Below are 17,004 nucleotides of genomic sequence, written 5' to 3' on the forward strand. Positions count from 1 at the left end.
CTGGCGCCCCGACGCGGGGGCAGCGAACGACGCGCGGGGGTGCACCCCCCCCCGCGCGGACCAGCACGCCCAAAAACAGCGGACCGGGCCCGTTCGCGGCCGCCATGCTCGCGCTCGGCCGCGGGGTGGTGAAGATCTGGATCGGCATCGCGCACCTGCTCGGCAGCATGGTGCGGGGCATCGGTCACAGCGCTCGCGACCTGGAGCCGGAGCACCGCCGGGACGGCGCCGGCCTGTTCCTGATCGGTCTGGCGGTCGTCGTGGCCGCCGCGATCTGGTGGGACCTCCCGGGCGCGGTCGGCAACGGCGTCCGGACTGTCGTCGGCGGCAGCATCGGCATGCTCGGCTGGGCGCTGCCGCTGATGCTGGTCGTCATCGCGATCCGCACCCTGCGTCACCCCGACCGCAACGGCCCCGCCGGACGACAGGTCATCGGGTGGACCGCGGTGTGCCTCGGCGTCCTCGGCCTGATCCACATCGCCAACGGCCTGCCGCGCCCCAGCAACCCGGCCGACGGCCCGCTGCGTGACGCCGGCGGCGCGATCGGGTACTTCATCTCGTCGTTCCTGTCGGACCTGCTGACGCAGTACGTCGCCGCGCCGCTGCTCGTCCTGCTGTCGATCTTCGGCGCGCTGGTGGTCACCGGCACGCCGGTGTACGCGATCCCGCTGCGGTTCCGCGCGGCGTTCGACGTACTGATGGGACGCACCGAGCTGCCCGAGGACGCTCCGTCCGTGGCCGCCGCCCCGACCGACGACACCGTCCGGCTGACCCGCAAGCAGCGGCGTGCGAAGGCCGAGCTCGACGAGGACGGCGAGCCGACGGTCAAGCCGTACGACTCTCCGGTGCTCGCGGAAGGCCCGAAGCGCGGCCGCAAGAAGGCGAAGCCGCCGGAGGACGACGCGTACGACGTCGACAGCGATGAGAGCGCTGCCGCCGCTGTCGAACCCGCCTTCGAGGCGCCTGACCCCGTGAGCAAGCCGCCCGCGCCGGCCCCGGAGCCGCCGCCGCACACGCCGCTGCCACAGCGGGTCGAGCAGCTCAGCCTCTCCGGCGACATCACCTACACGCTGCCGGACGGGCAGATACTCAAGCCCGGCTCGGTGCACAAGGCACGCACCAAGGCCTCCGACCAGGTCGTCGACCGGCTGACCGAGGTGTTCGAGCAGTTCGGCATCGACGCCCAGGTCACCGGCTACACCCGTGGCCCGACAGTCACCCGCTACGAGGTCGAGCTCGGCTCCGCGGTCAAGGTCGAGAAGGTCACCGCGCTGTCCAAGAACATCGCGTACGCCGTCGCGTCGGCCGATGTCCGGATCCTGTCGCCGATCCCGGGCAAGTCCGCGATCGGTATCGAGATCCCGAACACCGACAAGGAGACCGTCAGCCTCGGCGACGTGATCCGGTCCGCGACCGCCCGCAACGACCACCATCCGATGGTGGCCGGACTCGGCAAGGACGTCGAAGGCGGGTTCGTCGTCGCGAACATGGCGAAGATGCCGCACCTGCTGGTGGCCGGCGCCACCGGTTCGGGCAAGTCGTCGTTCGTCAACTCGCTGATCACGTCGATCCTGATGCGCGCCACGCCCGACGAGGTGCGGATGATCCTGGTCGACCCCAAGCGGGTCGAGCTGAACAACTACGAGGGCATCCCGCACCTGATCACGCCGATCATCACCAACGCCAAGAAGGCGGCCGAGGCGCTGCAGTGGGTCGTCCGCGAGATGGACATGCGCTACGACGACTTGGCGGCCTTCGGCTTCCGCCACGTCGACGACTTCAACAAGGCGGTCCGCGGCGGGAAGGTGAAGCCGCCGCCGGGCAGCGAGCGGGTGCTCACGCCGTACCCGTATCTGCTGGTGATCGTCGACGAGCTCGCCGACCTGATGATGGTCGCGCCGCGCGACGTCGAGGACTCGATCGTCCGCATCACCCAGCTGGCCCGCGCCGCCGGCATCCACCTGGTGCTCGCGACGCAGCGGCCGTCGGTGGACGTCGTCACCGGTCTGATCAAGGCCAACGTGCCGTCCCGGTTGGCGTTCGCGACGTCGTCGCTGGCCGACAGCCGCGTCATCCTCGACCAGCCGGGTGCGGAGAAGCTGGTCGGTCAGGGTGACGGCCTGTTCCTGCCGATGGGCGCGAGCAAGCCGATGCGTATCCAGGGGTCGTGGGTCGACGAGGCCGAGATCCGCTCCGTGGTCGAGCACTGCAAGGAGCAGCTGCAGCCGACCTACCGCGAGGACGTCACCGCGGCGCCCGGCCCGAGCAAGGACCTCGACGACGAGATCGGCGACGACCTGGACCTCGTGGTGCAGGCGGCGGAACTCATCGTTTCCACCCAGTTCGGCTCCACGTCGATGCTGCAGCGTAAGCTCCGCGTCGGTTTTGCCAAGGCCGGCCGGCTGATGGACATCCTGGAGAGCCGCGGCGTCGTCGGTCCCAGTGAGGGTTCCAAGGCCAGGGACGTCCTGGTCAAGCCCGACGACCTAGAGGACTTCATCACCACCCTCCGAGGAGAGTGACACCGTGACCGCCGCGAGCGCACTGCCCAGGCAGGAACGATTCGACGTCGATCCCGAGCCCACGCCGTTCACCGTCCGGGCCTCCCAGAAGGTGCACGGCGGACTCGCCGTCGGCGCGGCGCTGGTGGCGATCGGCTTCGCGGCGTCGGGATCCACCAGCCCGACCGGCGTCCTGCGCTGGCTCGCGGCCGCGGCGTTCGCGGTGCTGGCGCTGGTGTGCGCCCGCGCGCTGACGGTGGGGGAGATGCTGGTCGCCGACGACGTCGGCATTCGGCTGCGGATCGGCAGCGAGTGGGTGGGTACCCGCTGGGAGGACATCGAAGAGGTGACGGTGCTGCAGCGGCGGCATCCGCTCGACGACGGGCGGATCGCCGTACATCTGCAGGATCCCGGGCCGATCCTCGGCGCGATGCCGAGTTCGACCCGCAAGACGACTGATGCCAACCGGCGCCTGACAGGGTCCTCGCTCGCGATACCGTTCGGGTTGACGGCCCGGCCGTCCAACGGGGAAGTGGTGCAGGCGCTGCACATGCTGGCCGATGCGAGATGTCCGGTCAGGGAACAACTCTGACTCGTCCGTGACTCCGTCGGGCGAGGGCCGTTGAGATGATGTCCGCGGCACTGCCGTCGGCGAGCACAGCCCGTCCGGGGGACAGGGCGACGAACGAGAGGGTGGTGGCGAGGTGAGCATCGGCAGCGATCTCACGGCGGCCCGCGAGCGGGCCGACATGACGATCGAGCAGCTGAGCGCTGCGACCCGAATCAGATCCGGGCTGCTGATCGCCATGGAGGCCGACGACTTCTCCCGCTGCGGCGGGAACTTCTACGCCCGCGGGCACATCCGGTCGATCGCCCGCGTGGTCAAGGCCGACCCCGCCCCGTTGCTCGCCGCCTTCGACGCCGAACACGCCGTCGAGGAGGAGAAGTCCCGCCGCGAGGAGCGCGCCGCGGTCAAGGCCCCGACGCTGCGGCCGGCGAGGCCGCGCTGGGCACTGCTGGTCGGCGCGATCCTGGTCATCCTGATGGGCTGGGGGATGGTGCGCCTGTTCACCCTGCCCAGCGACATCGAGGCCAACGCGTCGAAGACCGCGACCGCCACCGCGACGGTCACGACGCCGACCCCGAAGCCGACGCCGCAGCCGAGCGTTCAGCCCACCAAGACGCCGACCTCGGCGAAGCCGCCGGCGCTGAAGACCTCGCTGACGCTGACGGCGAAGGGCAACGGCACGTACTTGACGGTCCGCGACAAGAAGAACCGCCGCCTGTTCCAGGGCCGCCTCGGCCCCGGCATCGCGCAGTCCGTCACCAGCTCCGGCGACATCCGGGTGACAGTGGGCAACCCCGCCAACCTCGTCGTCGTGCTGAACGGCAAGCAGATCCCGACCAAGCTCTACCGCTTCACCGCCCACCCGGACGGCACCCTCAGCAAGACCTCCGGCACCGGGTCCTGAAGCTGCTGAGTTAGGTAGGGACGTGCACAGCGCGTCATACTCGTCGGGATGACTACGCCACCCACCACCGTCGCCCTGGTCACGCTGGGCTGTGCCCGCAACGATGTCGACTCCGAGGAACTGGCCGGCCGGCTCGAAGCCGGCGGATTCCGCCTCGTCGACGACGCCGCCGAGGCGGACACGGTGGTGGTGAACACCTGCGGCTTCGTCGAGGCCGCCAAGAAGGACTCCGTCGACACGCTGCTCGCGGCCGCCGACTACAAGGAGTCCGGGCGCACGCAGGCCGTCGTCGCGGTCGGCTGCCTCGCCGAGCGGTACGGCGAACAACTCGCCGAGGCCCTCCCGGAGACGGACGCGATCCTCAGCTTCGACGACTACGCCGACATCTCGGACCGCCTCCGCAGCATCCTCTCCGGCGCCAAGCACCAGCCCCACGTACCCCGCGACCGCCGCAAACTCCTCCCACTCGCCCCCGCCGACCGGCACACCACTCCCGGCGTAGCCATCCCCGGCCACGGCGACACAACCCCCGACGCCTCAACCGGCACCGCTGCCGCCGGAACCGGTGCCGCCGGGACTGCTTCCGCCGGGACCGCTTCCGCCGGGACCAGTGCCTCCGCGGCCGGTGCCTCCGGTACTGCGCAGTCCGGGACTGCCGCGTCCGAGGCCGCCACCTCCGGGGCCGCCACCTCTGGGACTGCCGTGTCTGGGACTGCTGCGTCCGGGGCCGCCACCGCCGGGACTCCCGGCACCGGCTCGGCCGCCTCTGGGGGCTCCGCCTCCGGGCGGGCTGCTGTTGTGGGCTCGCACATCCCCGAGCAGCTCCGGCCGGCCGGCGCCGGCCCGAGCGCTCCTGGCGAGCTCAAGGGACGCTTCGTCACCGGTGCCCCGGACGAGCTGAAGATCGACGCCCCCGACCTCGCGACCGCCCCCGCCAGCGGCCCCCGCGTGATGCGCCGACGCCTCGACGGCGGCCCGATGGCCCCGCTGAAGCTAGCCTCCGGCTGCGACCGCCGCTGCGCGTTCTGCGCGATCCCGATGTTCCGGGGCGCCTTCGTGTCTCGCCGCCCGGGCGAGGTGCTCCGCGAGGCCGAGTGGCTCGCCGAGAACGGCGTACGCGAACTCTTCCTCGTCTCCGAGAACTCCACCTCCTACGGCAAGGACCTCGGCGACCTCCGCCTCCTGGAGACCCTGATCGGCGAGATCGCCCAGGTCGCAGGCATCACCCGAGTGCGCGTCTCGTACCTGCAGCCTGCCGAGATGCGCCCCACCCTGATCACCGCGATGACCGGCACCCCCGGCGTCGTGCCCTACTTCGACCTGTCCTTCCAGCACGCCTCCGGCCCGCTGCTGCGCCGCATGCGCCGCTTCGGCGACTCCGAACGCTTCCTCGAGCTCATCGCCCAGGTCCGCGCGGCCGCACCCACCGCCGGCATCCGCAGCAACGTCATCGTCGGCTTCCCGGGCGAGACCGAGGAGGACGTCGACATCCTCTGCGACTTCCTCTCCCGCGCCGGCCTGGACGCGATCGGCGTCTTCGGCTACTCCGACGAGGACGGCACCGAGGCCGAGACGTACGACGGCAAGCTCGACGAGGACACCATCGCCGCCCGCCTGGACCGCGTCACCCGCCTGGCCGAGGACCTGACCTCCTCGCGCGCCGAGTCCCGCATCGGCGAACTCGTCGAGGTCCTGGTCGAATCCCTCGACGACGCCTCCGACGCCTCGGGTTCGGACACCTCGGCTTCGGACGCTGCCGGGTCGGAGACCTCGGGGTTGGACGCTGCTGGGTCGGACGCCTCGGCGTCGGGCACCGCCGGGTCGGACGCCTCGGGGTCGGACGCTGCCGAGTCGGCCTCCGGGCAGTCGGCCGAGGGACGGGCCGCGCACCAGGGCCCGGAGGTGGACGGAATCACCACGCTGACCGGCCTTCCGGACGGCGTACGGGTGGGCGATCTGGTGTCCGCGAAGGTCGTCGCGAGCGACGGTGTTGACCTGATCGCCGAGTTCGCGGCACTCGTGAGCACCCCAAGCGGCCGTCCGGCAGCTAACCTGACCGCGTGAGCAACCCCCCGACGAACCCGGCACCGGGCGCCGCCGGCGGTCCACTCCACGCGCCCAGCGCCTGGAACCTGCCGAACGCGCTCACGGTCCTGCGGCTGGTCCTGGTACCGCTGTTCGTCTGGCTTCTGCTCCGCGACGGCGGCGAGGGCACTGGCGACCGGCTGCTCGCCACCGCCGCGTTCGTCGTCGCCATCGTCACCGACCGCTTCGACGGCGACATCGCCCGGCGCTGGAACCTGGTCACCAACTTCGGCAAGATCGCCGACCCGATCGCCGACAAGGCCCTCACCGGCGCCGCGTTCATCGGCCTCTCGTATCTGGGCGAACTCCCGTGGTGGGTCACCGTCGTCGTCCTGGTCCGCGAATGGGGCGTCACCCTCCTCCGCTTCTGGGTCATCCGCCACGGCGTCATGCCCGCCAGCCGCGGCGGCAAACTCAAAACCGTCCTCCAAGCCATCGCCCTGGGCCTCTACCTCCTCCCATGGCAAGACGTCGCCCTGATCCACTGGCCCGCCGTCATCATCATGGCCGCCGCCGTCCTGGTCACCCTCATCACAGGCCTCGACTACCTCCTCCGAGCCCTCCGCCTCAGAGCCGCAGCCAAACGCCCCCTCCCATAACCGCCGAACACGGCTCACCGCGCCGCCGACAACTGCCCGCACATGGCGCGCAGCCCACCGCCCTGGAACCCGGTGCGGACGGGTACGGCGTACGGCCGGGCCCTGCCCGTGTACGCCATGCCGCGGGGGCGACAGGTGCGCGGTCCGGGGTGCCGATGCGTCCGGGTATGGGGTGCTGCCTGGGACTGTTCGCACGCGGCGGCAGCGAGCATGGCGTGTGCCGCCGGAGAACCTGGTGCGGACGGGTGCGGCGCACCGCCGGGCTCTGCCCGCGTACGGCGTGCGCGGGCGACAGGTGCGCGGTCTGGTGGCTCCCATGCGCCCGGGCGGGGTGCTGCCGGGACCTGTTGGCACGCGGCGGCAGCAAACAACGCGTGCCGCCGGGGAACCCGGTGCGGACGGGTACGGCGTACCGCCGGGCCCTAGCCGCGCGGGCGTGCCCTGAGCGACAGGTGCGCGGTCCGACGGTTCCGGCGCGTGGGGTACGGCGCGCTGCCGGGGACTGTTCGCACACGGCGGCAGCAAACAACGCGTGCCGCCGGGGAACCCGGTCTGGACGGGCACGGCGTATTGCCTGGGACTGTTCACGTACGGCGTGCTGCGAGCGACAGGGGCGCGGTCCTGGGCTTCCGGTGCGTCCGGGTACGGCGTGCTGGCGGGGACTGTTCGCGTACGGCGTGCCGCGGGCGACAGGTGCGCGGTCCGGGGGTTCCGGTGTGTGGGTACGGCGTGCTGCCGGGGATTGTTCGTGTACCGCGCGCCGGGGGCGACAGGCGCAGACTCCCAGGCAGGTGTGGAACTGCTACGGCGTGACCGCCGGGATCGTGGGCTTACGGATCTGTCGGACCGAAGGCTGGTCAGGCCGGGGATGGTCGGACCTAGGGACCGGTCTGACCCGCGGGCCGGCCAGCGCAGGGGAGCTGGGCAAGGCGTCGGTGCGATCCAGGGGGCCGACGGGGTAGGGCTGGGCTCAGGACTCGCCCAGCAGGCTCAAGAGCTCTCACGGTCGGCTCAAGACTCGGCCAGCGGGCTGACGGCGGTCAGTGGGCTTACGACTCGGCCAGCCAGGTGAGCATTTCGCCGCGGAGCCAGCAGCGGCCGACTGCGGTGGCGTGGAGTGAGCTGTGATTGAGCACCGCCAGCCCGAGAATGCTGTGGCCGGAAGCCCGCCGGTCGCCGAACGTCGGGATCGCCGGCGCGACCCCGACCCCCTCGACCGACACCCACGCGACCGGCCGCCGGGTCGCCGCCTCGTCCAGCCGCTGCAGGAAACGCAACCGCCCTTCGAGATCCAGACCGGACAACGCCCAGGTCGTGATCACCACCGGCAGTACGCCGTCCGGCACCGACCCGATCGCGTCCGGAAGAACGTCGACAACGTCACCCTGGACAAGCAACGGGGGAGCCGCCGTCGCCAAAGCCAACTCCGCCTCGAGCCTCGCCCCTCGCTCCACCTGATCCGGCGGCACACACGCCCGTAGCCACCGCGCCACATCCGCATCCGTCACATCAGCCGGATCCGCATCAACCACCACCCGAGCCCCAATCTCCGGCATACCCAGAGACGGCACCCGCCCCTCACCCACAACCGAAGCCGACACCTGAACCGCCGACCCCGGATCACCCAACGACTGCCCGTTCCCGTACGCGATCCCCACCCGATCAACAGTCAAATTCAGCCCAGTCGACCGCCCCACATCGACCAACCCGACCGACTCCGCCCCCACCCGCCGCGCCACCTCAGCAACAGCCGGGTACACCAAGGCATGCCGTCCACCCTCGTCCCCCAACACCTTCCGCCCCGAGGCAACCTCCACGAGAGCCTCTCCCAACCGCCCCACCACCCCCACAGCCACCCGACCAACCTCCGTACCCGGCGCGCTGGGGTGAACTGCGGTGCTGGCGAAGGCGGCGACTAGCTCGGGGGCCTGGCCGGCCAGGGCGAAGTAGTGAAGTGCGGCGAGGATCCCCGCCGGACGCCGGCCGCGTGGAGAGGCGCTCTCGATGACCCGCAGCGCTTCGTCAGACTCACTCAGCGCGATCGCGATCTGCGCGTACACCGGTGAGATCTTCGGCGCGTCGACCTCACCGAACCGTCGATATGTCTGCGCGAGCGTACGCCCACGACCGCCACTCTTCGCGCTTCCAGCAGTCGACTTCGGCATCCGAGCGAGTCTAGTCACGCCCGCGCCGCCTGCCCCCAATACGACCAATCTCGTAACTGCGCGAGACAGGGTGCCGTGAGACTTCCTCAAGCGTGTCGGATCAGGACGAGCGTCTTCGTAGCCACTGTGAGAGACCAGCAACGGGCCGGTCGCTTCAACCTCCGGAGATCAGCATGTTGGACACCCGCACCGCCTCACTAGCACTCGCCACGCCGGCCGCCGTCGCGCGTCGGCTCGGGAACGAGCTGCTGGAACCGCTGCACCTGGTCGCTTACATGTCCGACGAGCCGAACGAAGCGCTCCAGGCCCTCGGGTATGAGGGCTACTGGCCCGGATACTTCGCCGCACGATCCGCCCCACTGGGCCGGGTACCTGCCGAAGTCGTGGACGCGCTCTTCTACAACTTCGCCCCTGGCGAGGTCGCCGCCTGCATCCCGGCCTGCTGGGCCGTCGCAACGCCCGAGGCAGCACTCGAGGCCCACCGCCAAGGATGTGTCGCGGCACTACGGCGCATCCTGGGTGACCTCGCCGACACGCCGGCGGTCGCCCGCGCCGCGGACCTCGCGATCCGCGCAGCGATGAACGCCCCTATGGGAGGACGGATCCTGTACGCCGCCCTACGGTCGCTCCCGGTGCCGGACGAGCCGCTCACCCGCCTCTGGCACGCGGCCACGCTCCTCCGCGAGCACCGCGGCAACGGCCATGTCGCGGCGCTGGTGTCCGAAGGCATCGACGGCCAGGAAGCCCACGTGCTGCAGGCGCTCGACTGGGGCATGGCCCCGGCCGACTACGGACGGCTTGACCCGCTGACGCCGGCTCAGCTCGAGGCGGTTGTGGACGGCCTGCGCAAACGCGGCCTCGTGGACGCAGAAGGCAAGTTCACGCCTGCCGGCCGCGAGACGAGGAACCGCATCGAGGCCCTCACGGACGCGCTCGCCGCCCCCGCGTACGACTGCCTGCAGCCGCACGAGATCGACCAACTCACCGCCGACCTCGAACCCCTGGTCGAACGCATCGCCACAGCCGGCTACTAGCCGAACGCGCACCCACCGTCACCGTCGACACACCACGAGGGGCATGGTGTGCGATGTGGGGTAGTGGGTGTGGTGTTGGCTGATGGCACTGGAGCGCCGGTGTGGATCGAGAGTCGGAGGTGGGCGTGGCCGGAGACGCAGTTGAGGCGGCGGTTGGCCGATTGGTGGAGCTCTTGCTGGAACATCGCGTGACACTGGCCACGGCTGAGTCGTTGACAGGGGGGATGGTCGGGGCGGTTCTGACGGATGTGCCGGGGGTGTCGGCTGTGTATCGGGGCGGCGTGGTGGTCTACGCGACTGACCTGAAGGCCAAGCTCGCGGGTGTGCCGGAGGATATGCTGGCTGCTGTGGGGCCGGTGCACCCGGACACGGCCGCAGCGTTGGCCACCGGTGTGCGGGAGCGTCTGGGGGCGGATTACGGGCTCGCGACGACAGGTGTGGCCGGTCCGGACCCGCAGGCGGGTATCGAAGCCGGCACGGTGTACGTCGCAGCGGCCGGGCCGAGCTCCCTGCAGGTGCGGAAGCTGCAGTTGAGCGGCGATCGGACAGCCGTCCGCAGGGGGAGTGTGCAGGCCGTCCTGGAACTCGGGGCAGAAGTTGTGACGGAAGATCTCGACTGAACGGGGTGTTGGGACCAGCATGGGGACAGGTAAGGCAGACTGGCACGGCGCACCGAAGGTGGACATTGCGAGAAGTAGTGACCGAGCAACAGGTACCGTTGGTTCCTACGGCCGAGCTACCGTGCGAGTAGGTACGGCCGGACAGGCGGAAGGGAGAAACCTCATGGTGCTGGTTCGTGGCCTGCTGGGCGACGTACTGCGGCGTAAGCGGCTGCGCCAGGGGCGCACTCTGCGCGAGGTCTCCGCCGACGCACGGGTCAGCCTCGGCTACCTGTCCGAGGTCGAGCGCGGTCAGAAGGAAGCTTCGAGTGAGCTGCTGGCGGCCATCTGTATGGCGCTGGACGTGCCGCTGTCGACCGTCTTCGCCGAGGTGAGCGAGGATCTGGCGCGGGAAGAGGCTCTGGTGCTGGCGCACCCGGCCATCGAGACCGAGGTCGTCGCCTCCGCCGCCTGACCTGGTCATCGCCCGTCTCCGTCGGGACCAGGACTACTGCTGGGCGGCTGGATCAGGCCTGTGCGTCCCGGCCACACGAGCTGCAGGGCCGGCAACGACGGCTGCCCAGGCTGCCGGAACATCGCGTTGGCGGTGAACAGGTGCAACGCTGAGTCCGGAAACCGGAGCAGCTCGGCTGTGTGTGGGGGCGGGAACAGCTCCGACAGGTCGTCGCCCTCGTCGAACGTCGCGCCGTCCATCACGGCCCAGGCGAGCGGCTTGAGCCCGAGATAGGCGTGACACGGCTCAGGCTCGAAAACGATGATCTCCGGATGCCGGTACAGGCTGAGGCCGAGTGTGTACCCGAAGGCCGGGTTCCGGTCGCCGTCGCCCTCGACGAACTGCATCGTCCACCCGTACGTCTGGATGTTCCGCTCGATCTGCCGCGAGTACCGCTCGTCGGTCAGCCCGCCACACTGGTCGCACATCGCCTTCTCCTCTCGCTCGAACATTTGTTCGATGCGTCAGAGAAGGTATCCGTGTTCGATCCCGTCGGAGGAGTTGTCCACAGGGCATTCCCACGACGGAGAGGTCACGTCTCGGGCTGGCAGGCCGGGCACCAGTAGGTGACTCGTTCCCGGGTCGGCTCGCCGAGCATCTCGGTGAGGATCGTCGTGCCGCACCGGCGGCAGGGCTTCCCGGCGCGCTCGAACACCCATGAGCGTTGTCCCGGCCGGTCGATGCCGGTGCTGACCTGCGCGACGTTGCGTACGTTCGCTTTCATCAGCTTCCGGCTCAGGTCGACCGCGGCGGGGACATCGACCTCCGCCACCGGACGCCGCGGGTGCAGGCCGAGCAGGAAGCAGACTTCGGTGCGGTAGAAGTTGCCGATCCCGGCGAGGTTGCGTTGGTCCAGCAAGGCCTCGCTGATCGTGCGCCCAGCATCGGACTCGACATTCGCGATCGCGGTCGCCCGGTCGAACGACGGCGACAGGAGATCGGGGCCGAGATGCCCGACGACGCTGTCTTCCTGGTCGGTGGCGACCAGGTCGAGCACCGGAAGGCGGTATCCAACGGCAGTCCAGGCTTCCGTTTCGAGAACCGCGCGTATCTCGTGGCCCGGCCCGCCACGCCATCGCTCACCCGGTCGATAGAGATGCCAGCTACCGTCCATCCGGAAGTGGCTGTGCACCGTGACCCCACCGGAGAGCCGCATCAGGATGTGCTTGCCGCGCGCAACCACCTCCGCCACTGTCCGCCCGCTCAGATCGGTCGTCGCCAGCGACGGCACGCGGAAATCGGTGCGAACGAGCACCTGGCCGGCAAGCGCCTGGTTCAGTCGCTTGCAGGCCCGCCAGACGGTGTCTCCTTCAGGCATGACTCGCTACTTCAGGCCCGCAGCCGCAGGCCGCGCGGCGTTGCGTGGAACCCTGCCTTGGCCAACGCGTCGCCGAACGCCGTATGCCGGACCTGCTCGCCGTCGGCTGTCTCCACACTGAGCTTGCCGAGCTGACCGTCCCGAATCGCCAACGCCAACGCGTCCACGGCTGGCTGGAGCAGGTCCGGATCCTCGGTGAAACTCAGCACCGTCCGGCCGCCACGCTCGACGTACACGATCAGCTGCCCGTCGACCATCACGACCAACGCGCCCGCCTTCCGGCCCGGACGATGTCCGCCGGCACTCTCTCGCTCAGGCCACGGCAGCGCCGCGCCGTAGGGATTCGCTGGATCGGACGCAGCCAGTACGACGGCGCGCGCGGTTAGCTCCTCGTCCTTGCGGCCGCCTGCCCGGGAACCGCCAGGGCCGAAGCGCCCCGGTGGACCGAACGGTCCGTCAGGTTTGGCCGGCGTCGGCAGCTCAGCGAGCGCCCGTAGCCGGTCGACGGCGCCGGGCAACGCGAACTGTGCGGCACCCAGCCCAGCGACGAAGTACCCGCGGCGACATCGACCGGACTCCTCGAACGCACTCAGCACCTTGTAGACGGCCGCGAACCCGCCCGGCGTCCGCTCGGTGATCACCGAACCTCGCGTCACGATGCCGTAGCGATCGAGCAGCGTCTCCGCCGCGGCGTGGGCGCGCCTAGTCGCGTCGGAGCTCCGCTCGGGGAGCAACGACCATCGGCCGCCCGCGGTGGGCGGACCACTCCGTGACGGCATCGCGGGACGCCCAGGTCGAAGCGGTCGCCCAGGACGCGCACGTGGAGTGGAACGACGTGTCCGATGACTGCCTCGGCCGCCGCCGACGAGCGACCGGACCGGCGTGAGGGTGTCGTTCGTCAGATACCCCGCCCACACCAGGTCCCAGAGAACGGTCACCAGCGTCTCGTCCTCCACCACACCCGAGCGGGATCCGACGACGTCGCTCAGTTGGCGGAAGAAGAACGCGCCGCCGCCGGACAACGCGTCGAGGACGGCCTGATGGGTCTCGCCGAGCTCGAAGGCCGGATCCGGGTCGGGCAATGTCAGGTCGCAGTTGTCCGCGAGATGAAGCGACACCCATCCGTCCGTCCCCGGCAGCGAACCTGAGCCGGCCCACACCACTTCACCGGTCGCCGTCAGCTCGTCCAGCATCGACGGCTGATACCCGGGGACGCGCGACGGCAACACGATCGACTCGAGCGCCGACGCCGGAACCGCGCATCCCGCGAGTTGCTCGACGGCGCCGAGCAGCACGTCGTACCCGCGGCCGCGACTGCTTGTGATCCCTTGCCAGGCCGGCAGGAATCGCGCCAGCGCAGACGGATCGACCGGCTCGACCTCCTTCCGCAACGCGGCAAGTGAGCGCCGGCGCAACAGGCGCAGCACCTCGCTGTCGCACCACTCGAGCGCGATCCCGCCCGGCAGGAACTCACCCTCGACGACTCGACCGGCCGCACTCAGCCGACGCAGCGTGTCCGTGACGACGGCGACTCCGATCCCCAGATGCGTCGCCAGATCGATCGCGCGGAACGGTCCGTGCGTCCGCGCATACCGCGACACAAGGTCGCCGAGCGGATCGGCGACCGGCTCGGCGTGTGCCTCCGCGACCCCAGGTGGCAGCGGCACACCGAGGGCATCGCGCAACCGGGCGACGTCCTCGACGACAGCCCATCTGTGCTCGCCCGCGATCCGCACCCGTACGACGCGACGCGCCGCGGCCAGCGACGTCAGCCAGGACTCCGCGTCCGAACCGTCGACACACCGCTGGGTTGCCTCCGGCAACGACAGCGGGCCGACGATCCGCAGTACGTCGAACAAGCCCTCGGCGTCGCGGGCTCGACGATCCTCGGCCAGGCGTTGCAGCTCGGCCTCGGTCCGCAGCACGACCTCCGCGTCGAGCAGCTCTCGCAGCTCGGTCCGCCCGAGCAGCTCCGCCAGCAGGCTCTGGTCCAGCGCGAGCGCGGCGGCGCGCTTCTCCGCGAGCGGGCTGTCGCCCTCGTACATGAAGGCGCCCACATAGCCGAACAGCAACGACTTCGCGAAGGGTGATGCCTCTGGTGTCTCGACCTCCACGACCGAGATCCGGCGCTCTTCGATCCCGGTCAGCAGATCCTTCAACGCCGGCAGGTCGTATACATCCTGGAGGACCTCGCGCAGCGTCTCGAGCACGATCGGGAACGAGCCGAACTTGCTGGCCACACTCAGCAGCTGCGAGGCGCGCTGCCGTTGCTGCCACAGGGGTGATCGACGCCCCGGGTTGCGGCGTGGCAGCAACAACGCCCGCGCCGCACACTCGCGGAACCGCGCCGCGAACAACGCCGATCCGCCGACCTCGTTGGTGACCAGATCCTCGATGTCGGCCGGATCGAACAGGACCAGATCCGCACCAGGCGGTGCCTCGTCCGTCTCCGGCAGCCGCAGCACGATCCCGTCGTCGCCGGACACCGACTGCGCGTCCATCCCGTACCGATCCCGGAGCCGCGCGGCGATCGCCAGTGCCCACGGACCGTGCACCTGACCGCCGTACGGCGAATGCACGCAGACCCGCCAATCGCCGAGCTCGTCGCGGAACCGCTCGACGACGATCGTCACGTCGTCAGGCACGCGGCTGGTCGCGTCGCGCTGCTCAGCGAGATACGAGACCAGGTTGTTGGCGGCGAACTCGTCCAGGCCGGCGGTCCGCGCGCGCTCGACCGCTTTGGCCGCCGGCAACGACGCCATCTTGCGAACGAACGCCCCGGTCGCCGCGCCGAGCTCCGCCGGTCGCCCGACGGCGTCGCCCTTCCAGAACGGCAACCTGCCCGGCTGACCGGGAGCGGGGGAGACGAGCACCCGGTCGTGCGTGATGTCCTCGATCCGCCAGCTCGACGCGCCGAGCGTGAACACGTCGCCGACGCGCGACTCGTACACCATCTCCTCGTCGAGCTCGCCGACCCGATGGTTCGTCGACTCGCCGACCAGGAACACCCCGAACAGCCCGCGGTCCGGAATCGTCCCGCCGCTGGTCACTGCGAGCCGCTGCGCGCCCGGCCGGCCGGAGATCTCACCGCTCACCCGGTCGAACACGATCCGCGGTCGCAACTCCGCGAACTCGTCGGACGGATACCGGCCGGACAGCATGTCGAGCACCCCGTCGAACGCCGATCTCGGCAGCGTCGCGAACGGGGCGCAGCGTCGCACCAGAGCAAAAAGGTCGTCGACGTCGATGGGCTCGAGCGCGACGATCGAAACGATCTGCTGCGCGAGCACGTCGAGCGGATTCGCGGGGATGTGCAGACTCTCGATCAGCCCGTCCTGCATGCGCTGCACGACGACGGCGGTGTCGATCAGATCGCCGCGGAACTTGGGGAACAGCACGCCGCGGGAGACGGCGCCGACCTGGTGACCGGCGCGTCCGACGCGCTGCAGCCCGCTGGCGACGGACGGCGGCGCCTCGACCTGGATGACCAGATCCACGGCGCCCATGTCGATACCGAGCTCCAGGCTGCTCGTCGCCACGACGCACGGTAGCCGCCCAGACTTCAGGTCGGCTTCGATGAGTGCACGCTGCTCCTTGCTGACCGAGCCGTGGTGGGCCCGCGCGATCAACGGCGGCGCAGCAAGTGATCCGCCGGACTGCGCCATCAGCTGAGCCGGCGAGCCGAGCTCGGGCAGCTCCAGCTCGGCGCGCTCGGCGGCAATCTCGTTCAGCCGGGCTGTCAGGCGCTCGGCGAGGCGGCGCGAGTTCGCGAAGACGATCGTGGAGCTGTGCCGGCTGATCAGGTCGAAGACCTGCTCCTCGACATGCGGCCAGATCGATGCGTGCTGTTGCGGCCCGGCCGCGGACCCTGAGGTCTCCACCTCGGTCGCGGCCAGCTCGGCCATGTCTTCGACCGGGACGACGACACTGAGGTCCCACTGCTTCGTGAACTTGGGCTGCACGACCGTGACCGGCCGCTCGCCGCCGAGGAACCGCGCAACCTCTTCCACCGGTCGCACGGTCGCGGACAGACCGATGCGCTGCGCCGGCTTCGGCAGCAGCGAATCGAGCCGCTCGAGGGTCAGCGCCAGATGTGCACCGCGCTTGGTCCCGGCGACGGCGTGCACCTCGTCGACGATGACGGTCTCGACGCCACGCAGGGACTCCCGGCCTTGCGACGTCAGCAGCAGGAACAACGACTCCGGCGTCGTGATGAGTACGTCGGAGGGCCGCGACGCGAACCGCCGCCGCTCGGCGGCCGGGGTGTCGCCCGATCGCACCGCGACCTCGACGTCGATCGGCGCCTCACCGAGCCGGCGGGCGGTCTCGCGGATGCCGATCAGCGGGGCGCGGAGGTTCCGCTCGACGTCGACGGCGAGGGCCTTCAGCGGTGACACGTAGAGAACCCGGCAGCGCAGCTTCGGGTCGGACGGTGGCGGCGTCGTCGCCAGCCGGTCGAGTGCCCAGAGGAAGGCCGCCAGCGTCTTCCCGGAGCCCGTCGGGGCGACCACGAGCGCGTCCCGGCCCGCGGTGATGGCGTCCCACGCCTCGAGCTGGGCCGGGGTGGCCGCCTCGAAGACGTCGCCGAACCACGCCCGGGTCGCGGGCGAGAACCGGCTCAACGCGCTGGTCTTCTTCACGCCGACCATCTTGCCGGGTCCTGCCGACAGTTTTCACGAACCGTCCGGTCGCCCACCGTGAGCACACGCTTTCCGTC

At 70.4% G+C, this 17,004-nt stretch carries 11 protein-coding genes and 2 pseudogenes; 9 read left to right on the top strand and 4 right to left on the bottom strand.

What is annotated here, in order from left to right; genetic code table 11:
- The first annotated feature begins 104 nt into the window (after nucleotides 1–104).
- From ACWEOO_RS40380 to pgsA, 6 genes and pseudogenes are all read left to right on the top strand, one after another.
- Nucleotides 105–2,522 carry a DNA translocase FtsK 4TM domain-containing protein gene (locus ACWEOO_RS40380; protein ID WP_452147562.1) on the top strand — a complete coding sequence of 806 codons (2,418 nt, stop codon included), beginning with the start codon at nucleotides 105–107 and terminating at the stop codon, nucleotides 2,520–2,522.
- Nucleotides 2,523–2,526: 4 nt separating this feature from the next.
- On the top strand, nucleotides 2,527–3,093 hold the full coding sequence (locus ACWEOO_RS40385; RefSeq protein WP_452147563.1) for a hypothetical protein: 567 nt from the start codon (nucleotides 2,527–2,529) through the stop codon (nucleotides 3,091–3,093).
- Nucleotides 3,094–3,205: 112 nt separating this feature from the next.
- A complete protein-coding gene (locus ACWEOO_RS40390) occupies nucleotides 3,206–3,973 on the top strand; it encodes a helix-turn-helix domain-containing protein (protein WP_452147564.1) in 768 nt (255 codons plus the stop codon).
- Nucleotides 3,974–4,021: 48 nt separating this feature from the next.
- Nucleotides 4,022–4,609 (top strand): annotated as a pseudogene (locus ACWEOO_RS40395) (MiaB/RimO family radical SAM methylthiotransferase); the annotation flags it as partial.
- Nucleotides 4,610–4,882: 273 nt separating this feature from the next.
- A pseudogene (locus tag ACWEOO_RS40400) lies at nucleotides 4,883–6,037 on the top strand (radical SAM protein); the annotation flags it as partial.
- Nucleotides 6,034–6,657, top strand: a complete 624-nt coding sequence (gene pgsA / locus ACWEOO_RS40405) for a CDP-diacylglycerol--glycerol-3-phosphate 3-phosphatidyltransferase (protein ID WP_359933609.1) — start codon at nucleotides 6,034–6,036, stop codon at nucleotides 6,655–6,657. The pseudogene ACWEOO_RS40400 and the gene pgsA, both read left to right, overlap by 4 nt.
- A gap of 1,049 nt (nucleotides 6,658–7,706) precedes the next feature.
- Here pgsA and ACWEOO_RS40410 read toward each other — a convergent pair.
- On the bottom strand, nucleotides 7,707–8,822 hold the full coding sequence (locus ACWEOO_RS40410) for a DUF2332 domain-containing protein (protein ID WP_452147565.1): 1,116 nt from the start codon (nucleotides 8,820–8,822) through the stop codon (nucleotides 7,707–7,709).
- A 173-nt stretch (nucleotides 8,823–8,995) separates the two neighbouring features.
- Here ACWEOO_RS40410 and ACWEOO_RS40415 point away from each other — a divergent pair, with 173 nt between their 5' ends.
- The 3 genes from ACWEOO_RS40415 (at nucleotide 8,996) to ACWEOO_RS40425 (ending at nucleotide 10,930) form a co-directional block, all read left to right on the top strand.
- Nucleotides 8,996–9,856: an SCO6745 family protein gene (locus tag ACWEOO_RS40415; RefSeq protein WP_452147566.1), complete on the top strand. Its 861-nt coding sequence runs from the start codon at nucleotides 8,996–8,998 to the stop codon at nucleotides 9,854–9,856.
- A gap of 161 nt (nucleotides 9,857–10,017) precedes the next feature.
- The gene (locus tag ACWEOO_RS40420) at nucleotides 10,018–10,476 is read left to right on the top strand and encodes a CinA family protein (RefSeq protein WP_452147588.1); all 459 of its coding nucleotides are present in this window, start codon (nucleotides 10,018–10,020) and stop codon (nucleotides 10,474–10,476) included.
- 163 nt (nucleotides 10,477–10,639) lie between these two features.
- Nucleotides 10,640–10,930 (top strand): helix-turn-helix domain-containing protein, encoded by a 291-nt coding sequence (locus tag ACWEOO_RS40425; protein ID WP_355690095.1) that lies wholly within the window; start codon nucleotides 10,640–10,642, stop codon nucleotides 10,928–10,930.
- Nucleotides 10,931–10,935: 5 nt separating this feature from the next.
- Here ACWEOO_RS40425 and ACWEOO_RS40430 read toward each other — a convergent pair whose 3' ends face one another.
- From ACWEOO_RS40430 to ACWEOO_RS40440, 3 genes are all read right to left on the bottom strand, one after another.
- Nucleotides 10,936–11,421 carry a DUF4262 domain-containing protein gene (locus ACWEOO_RS40430; RefSeq protein ID WP_452147567.1) on the bottom strand — a complete coding sequence of 162 codons (486 nt, stop codon included), beginning with the start codon at nucleotides 11,419–11,421 and terminating at the stop codon, nucleotides 10,936–10,938.
- Between the two features lie 80 nt (nucleotides 11,422–11,501).
- Nucleotides 11,502–12,287 (bottom strand): Fpg/Nei family DNA glycosylase, encoded by a 786-nt coding sequence (locus ACWEOO_RS40435; RefSeq protein WP_452147568.1) that lies wholly within the window; start codon nucleotides 12,285–12,287, stop codon nucleotides 11,502–11,504.
- Between the two features lie 11 nt (nucleotides 12,288–12,298).
- Entirely contained in the window at nucleotides 12,299–16,936 is a 4,638-nt protein-coding gene (locus tag ACWEOO_RS40440) for an ATP-dependent helicase (RefSeq protein WP_452147569.1), read from the bottom strand.
- Nucleotides 16,937–17,004: the final 68 nt, after the last annotated feature.

The sequence above is a fragment of the Kribbella sp. NPDC004138 genome (genome assembly GCF_053603655.1).

What these genes read in the sequence shown, in the direction of transcription:
- ACWEOO_RS40380 (WP_452147562.1), top strand. Translation starts at nt 105, where the DNA reads ATGCTCGCGCTCGGCCGCGGGGTGGTGAAGATCTGGATCGGCATCGCG.
- ACWEOO_RS40410 (WP_452147565.1), bottom strand. Translation starts at nt 8,822, where the DNA reads ATGCCGAAGTCGACTGCTGGAAGCGCGAAGAGTGGCGGTCGTGGGCGT.
- ACWEOO_RS40415 (WP_452147566.1), top strand. Translation starts at nt 8,996, where the DNA reads ATGTTGGACACCCGCACCGCCTCACTAGCACTCGCCACGCCGGCCGCC.
- ACWEOO_RS40425 (WP_355690095.1), top strand. Translation starts at nt 10,640, where the DNA reads ATGGTGCTGGTTCGTGGCCTGCTGGGCGACGTACTGCGGCGTAAGCGG.
- ACWEOO_RS40430 (WP_452147567.1), bottom strand. Translation starts at nt 11,421, where the DNA reads ATGTTCGAGCGAGAGGAGAAGGCGATGTGCGACCAGTGTGGCGGGCTG.
- ACWEOO_RS40435 (WP_452147568.1), bottom strand. Translation starts at nt 12,287, where the DNA reads ATGCCTGAAGGAGACACCGTCTGGCGGGCCTGCAAGCGACTGAACCAG.
- ACWEOO_RS40440 (WP_452147569.1), bottom strand. Translation starts at nt 16,936, where the DNA reads ATGGTCGGCGTGAAGAAGACCAGCGCGTTGAGCCGGTTCTCGCCCGCG.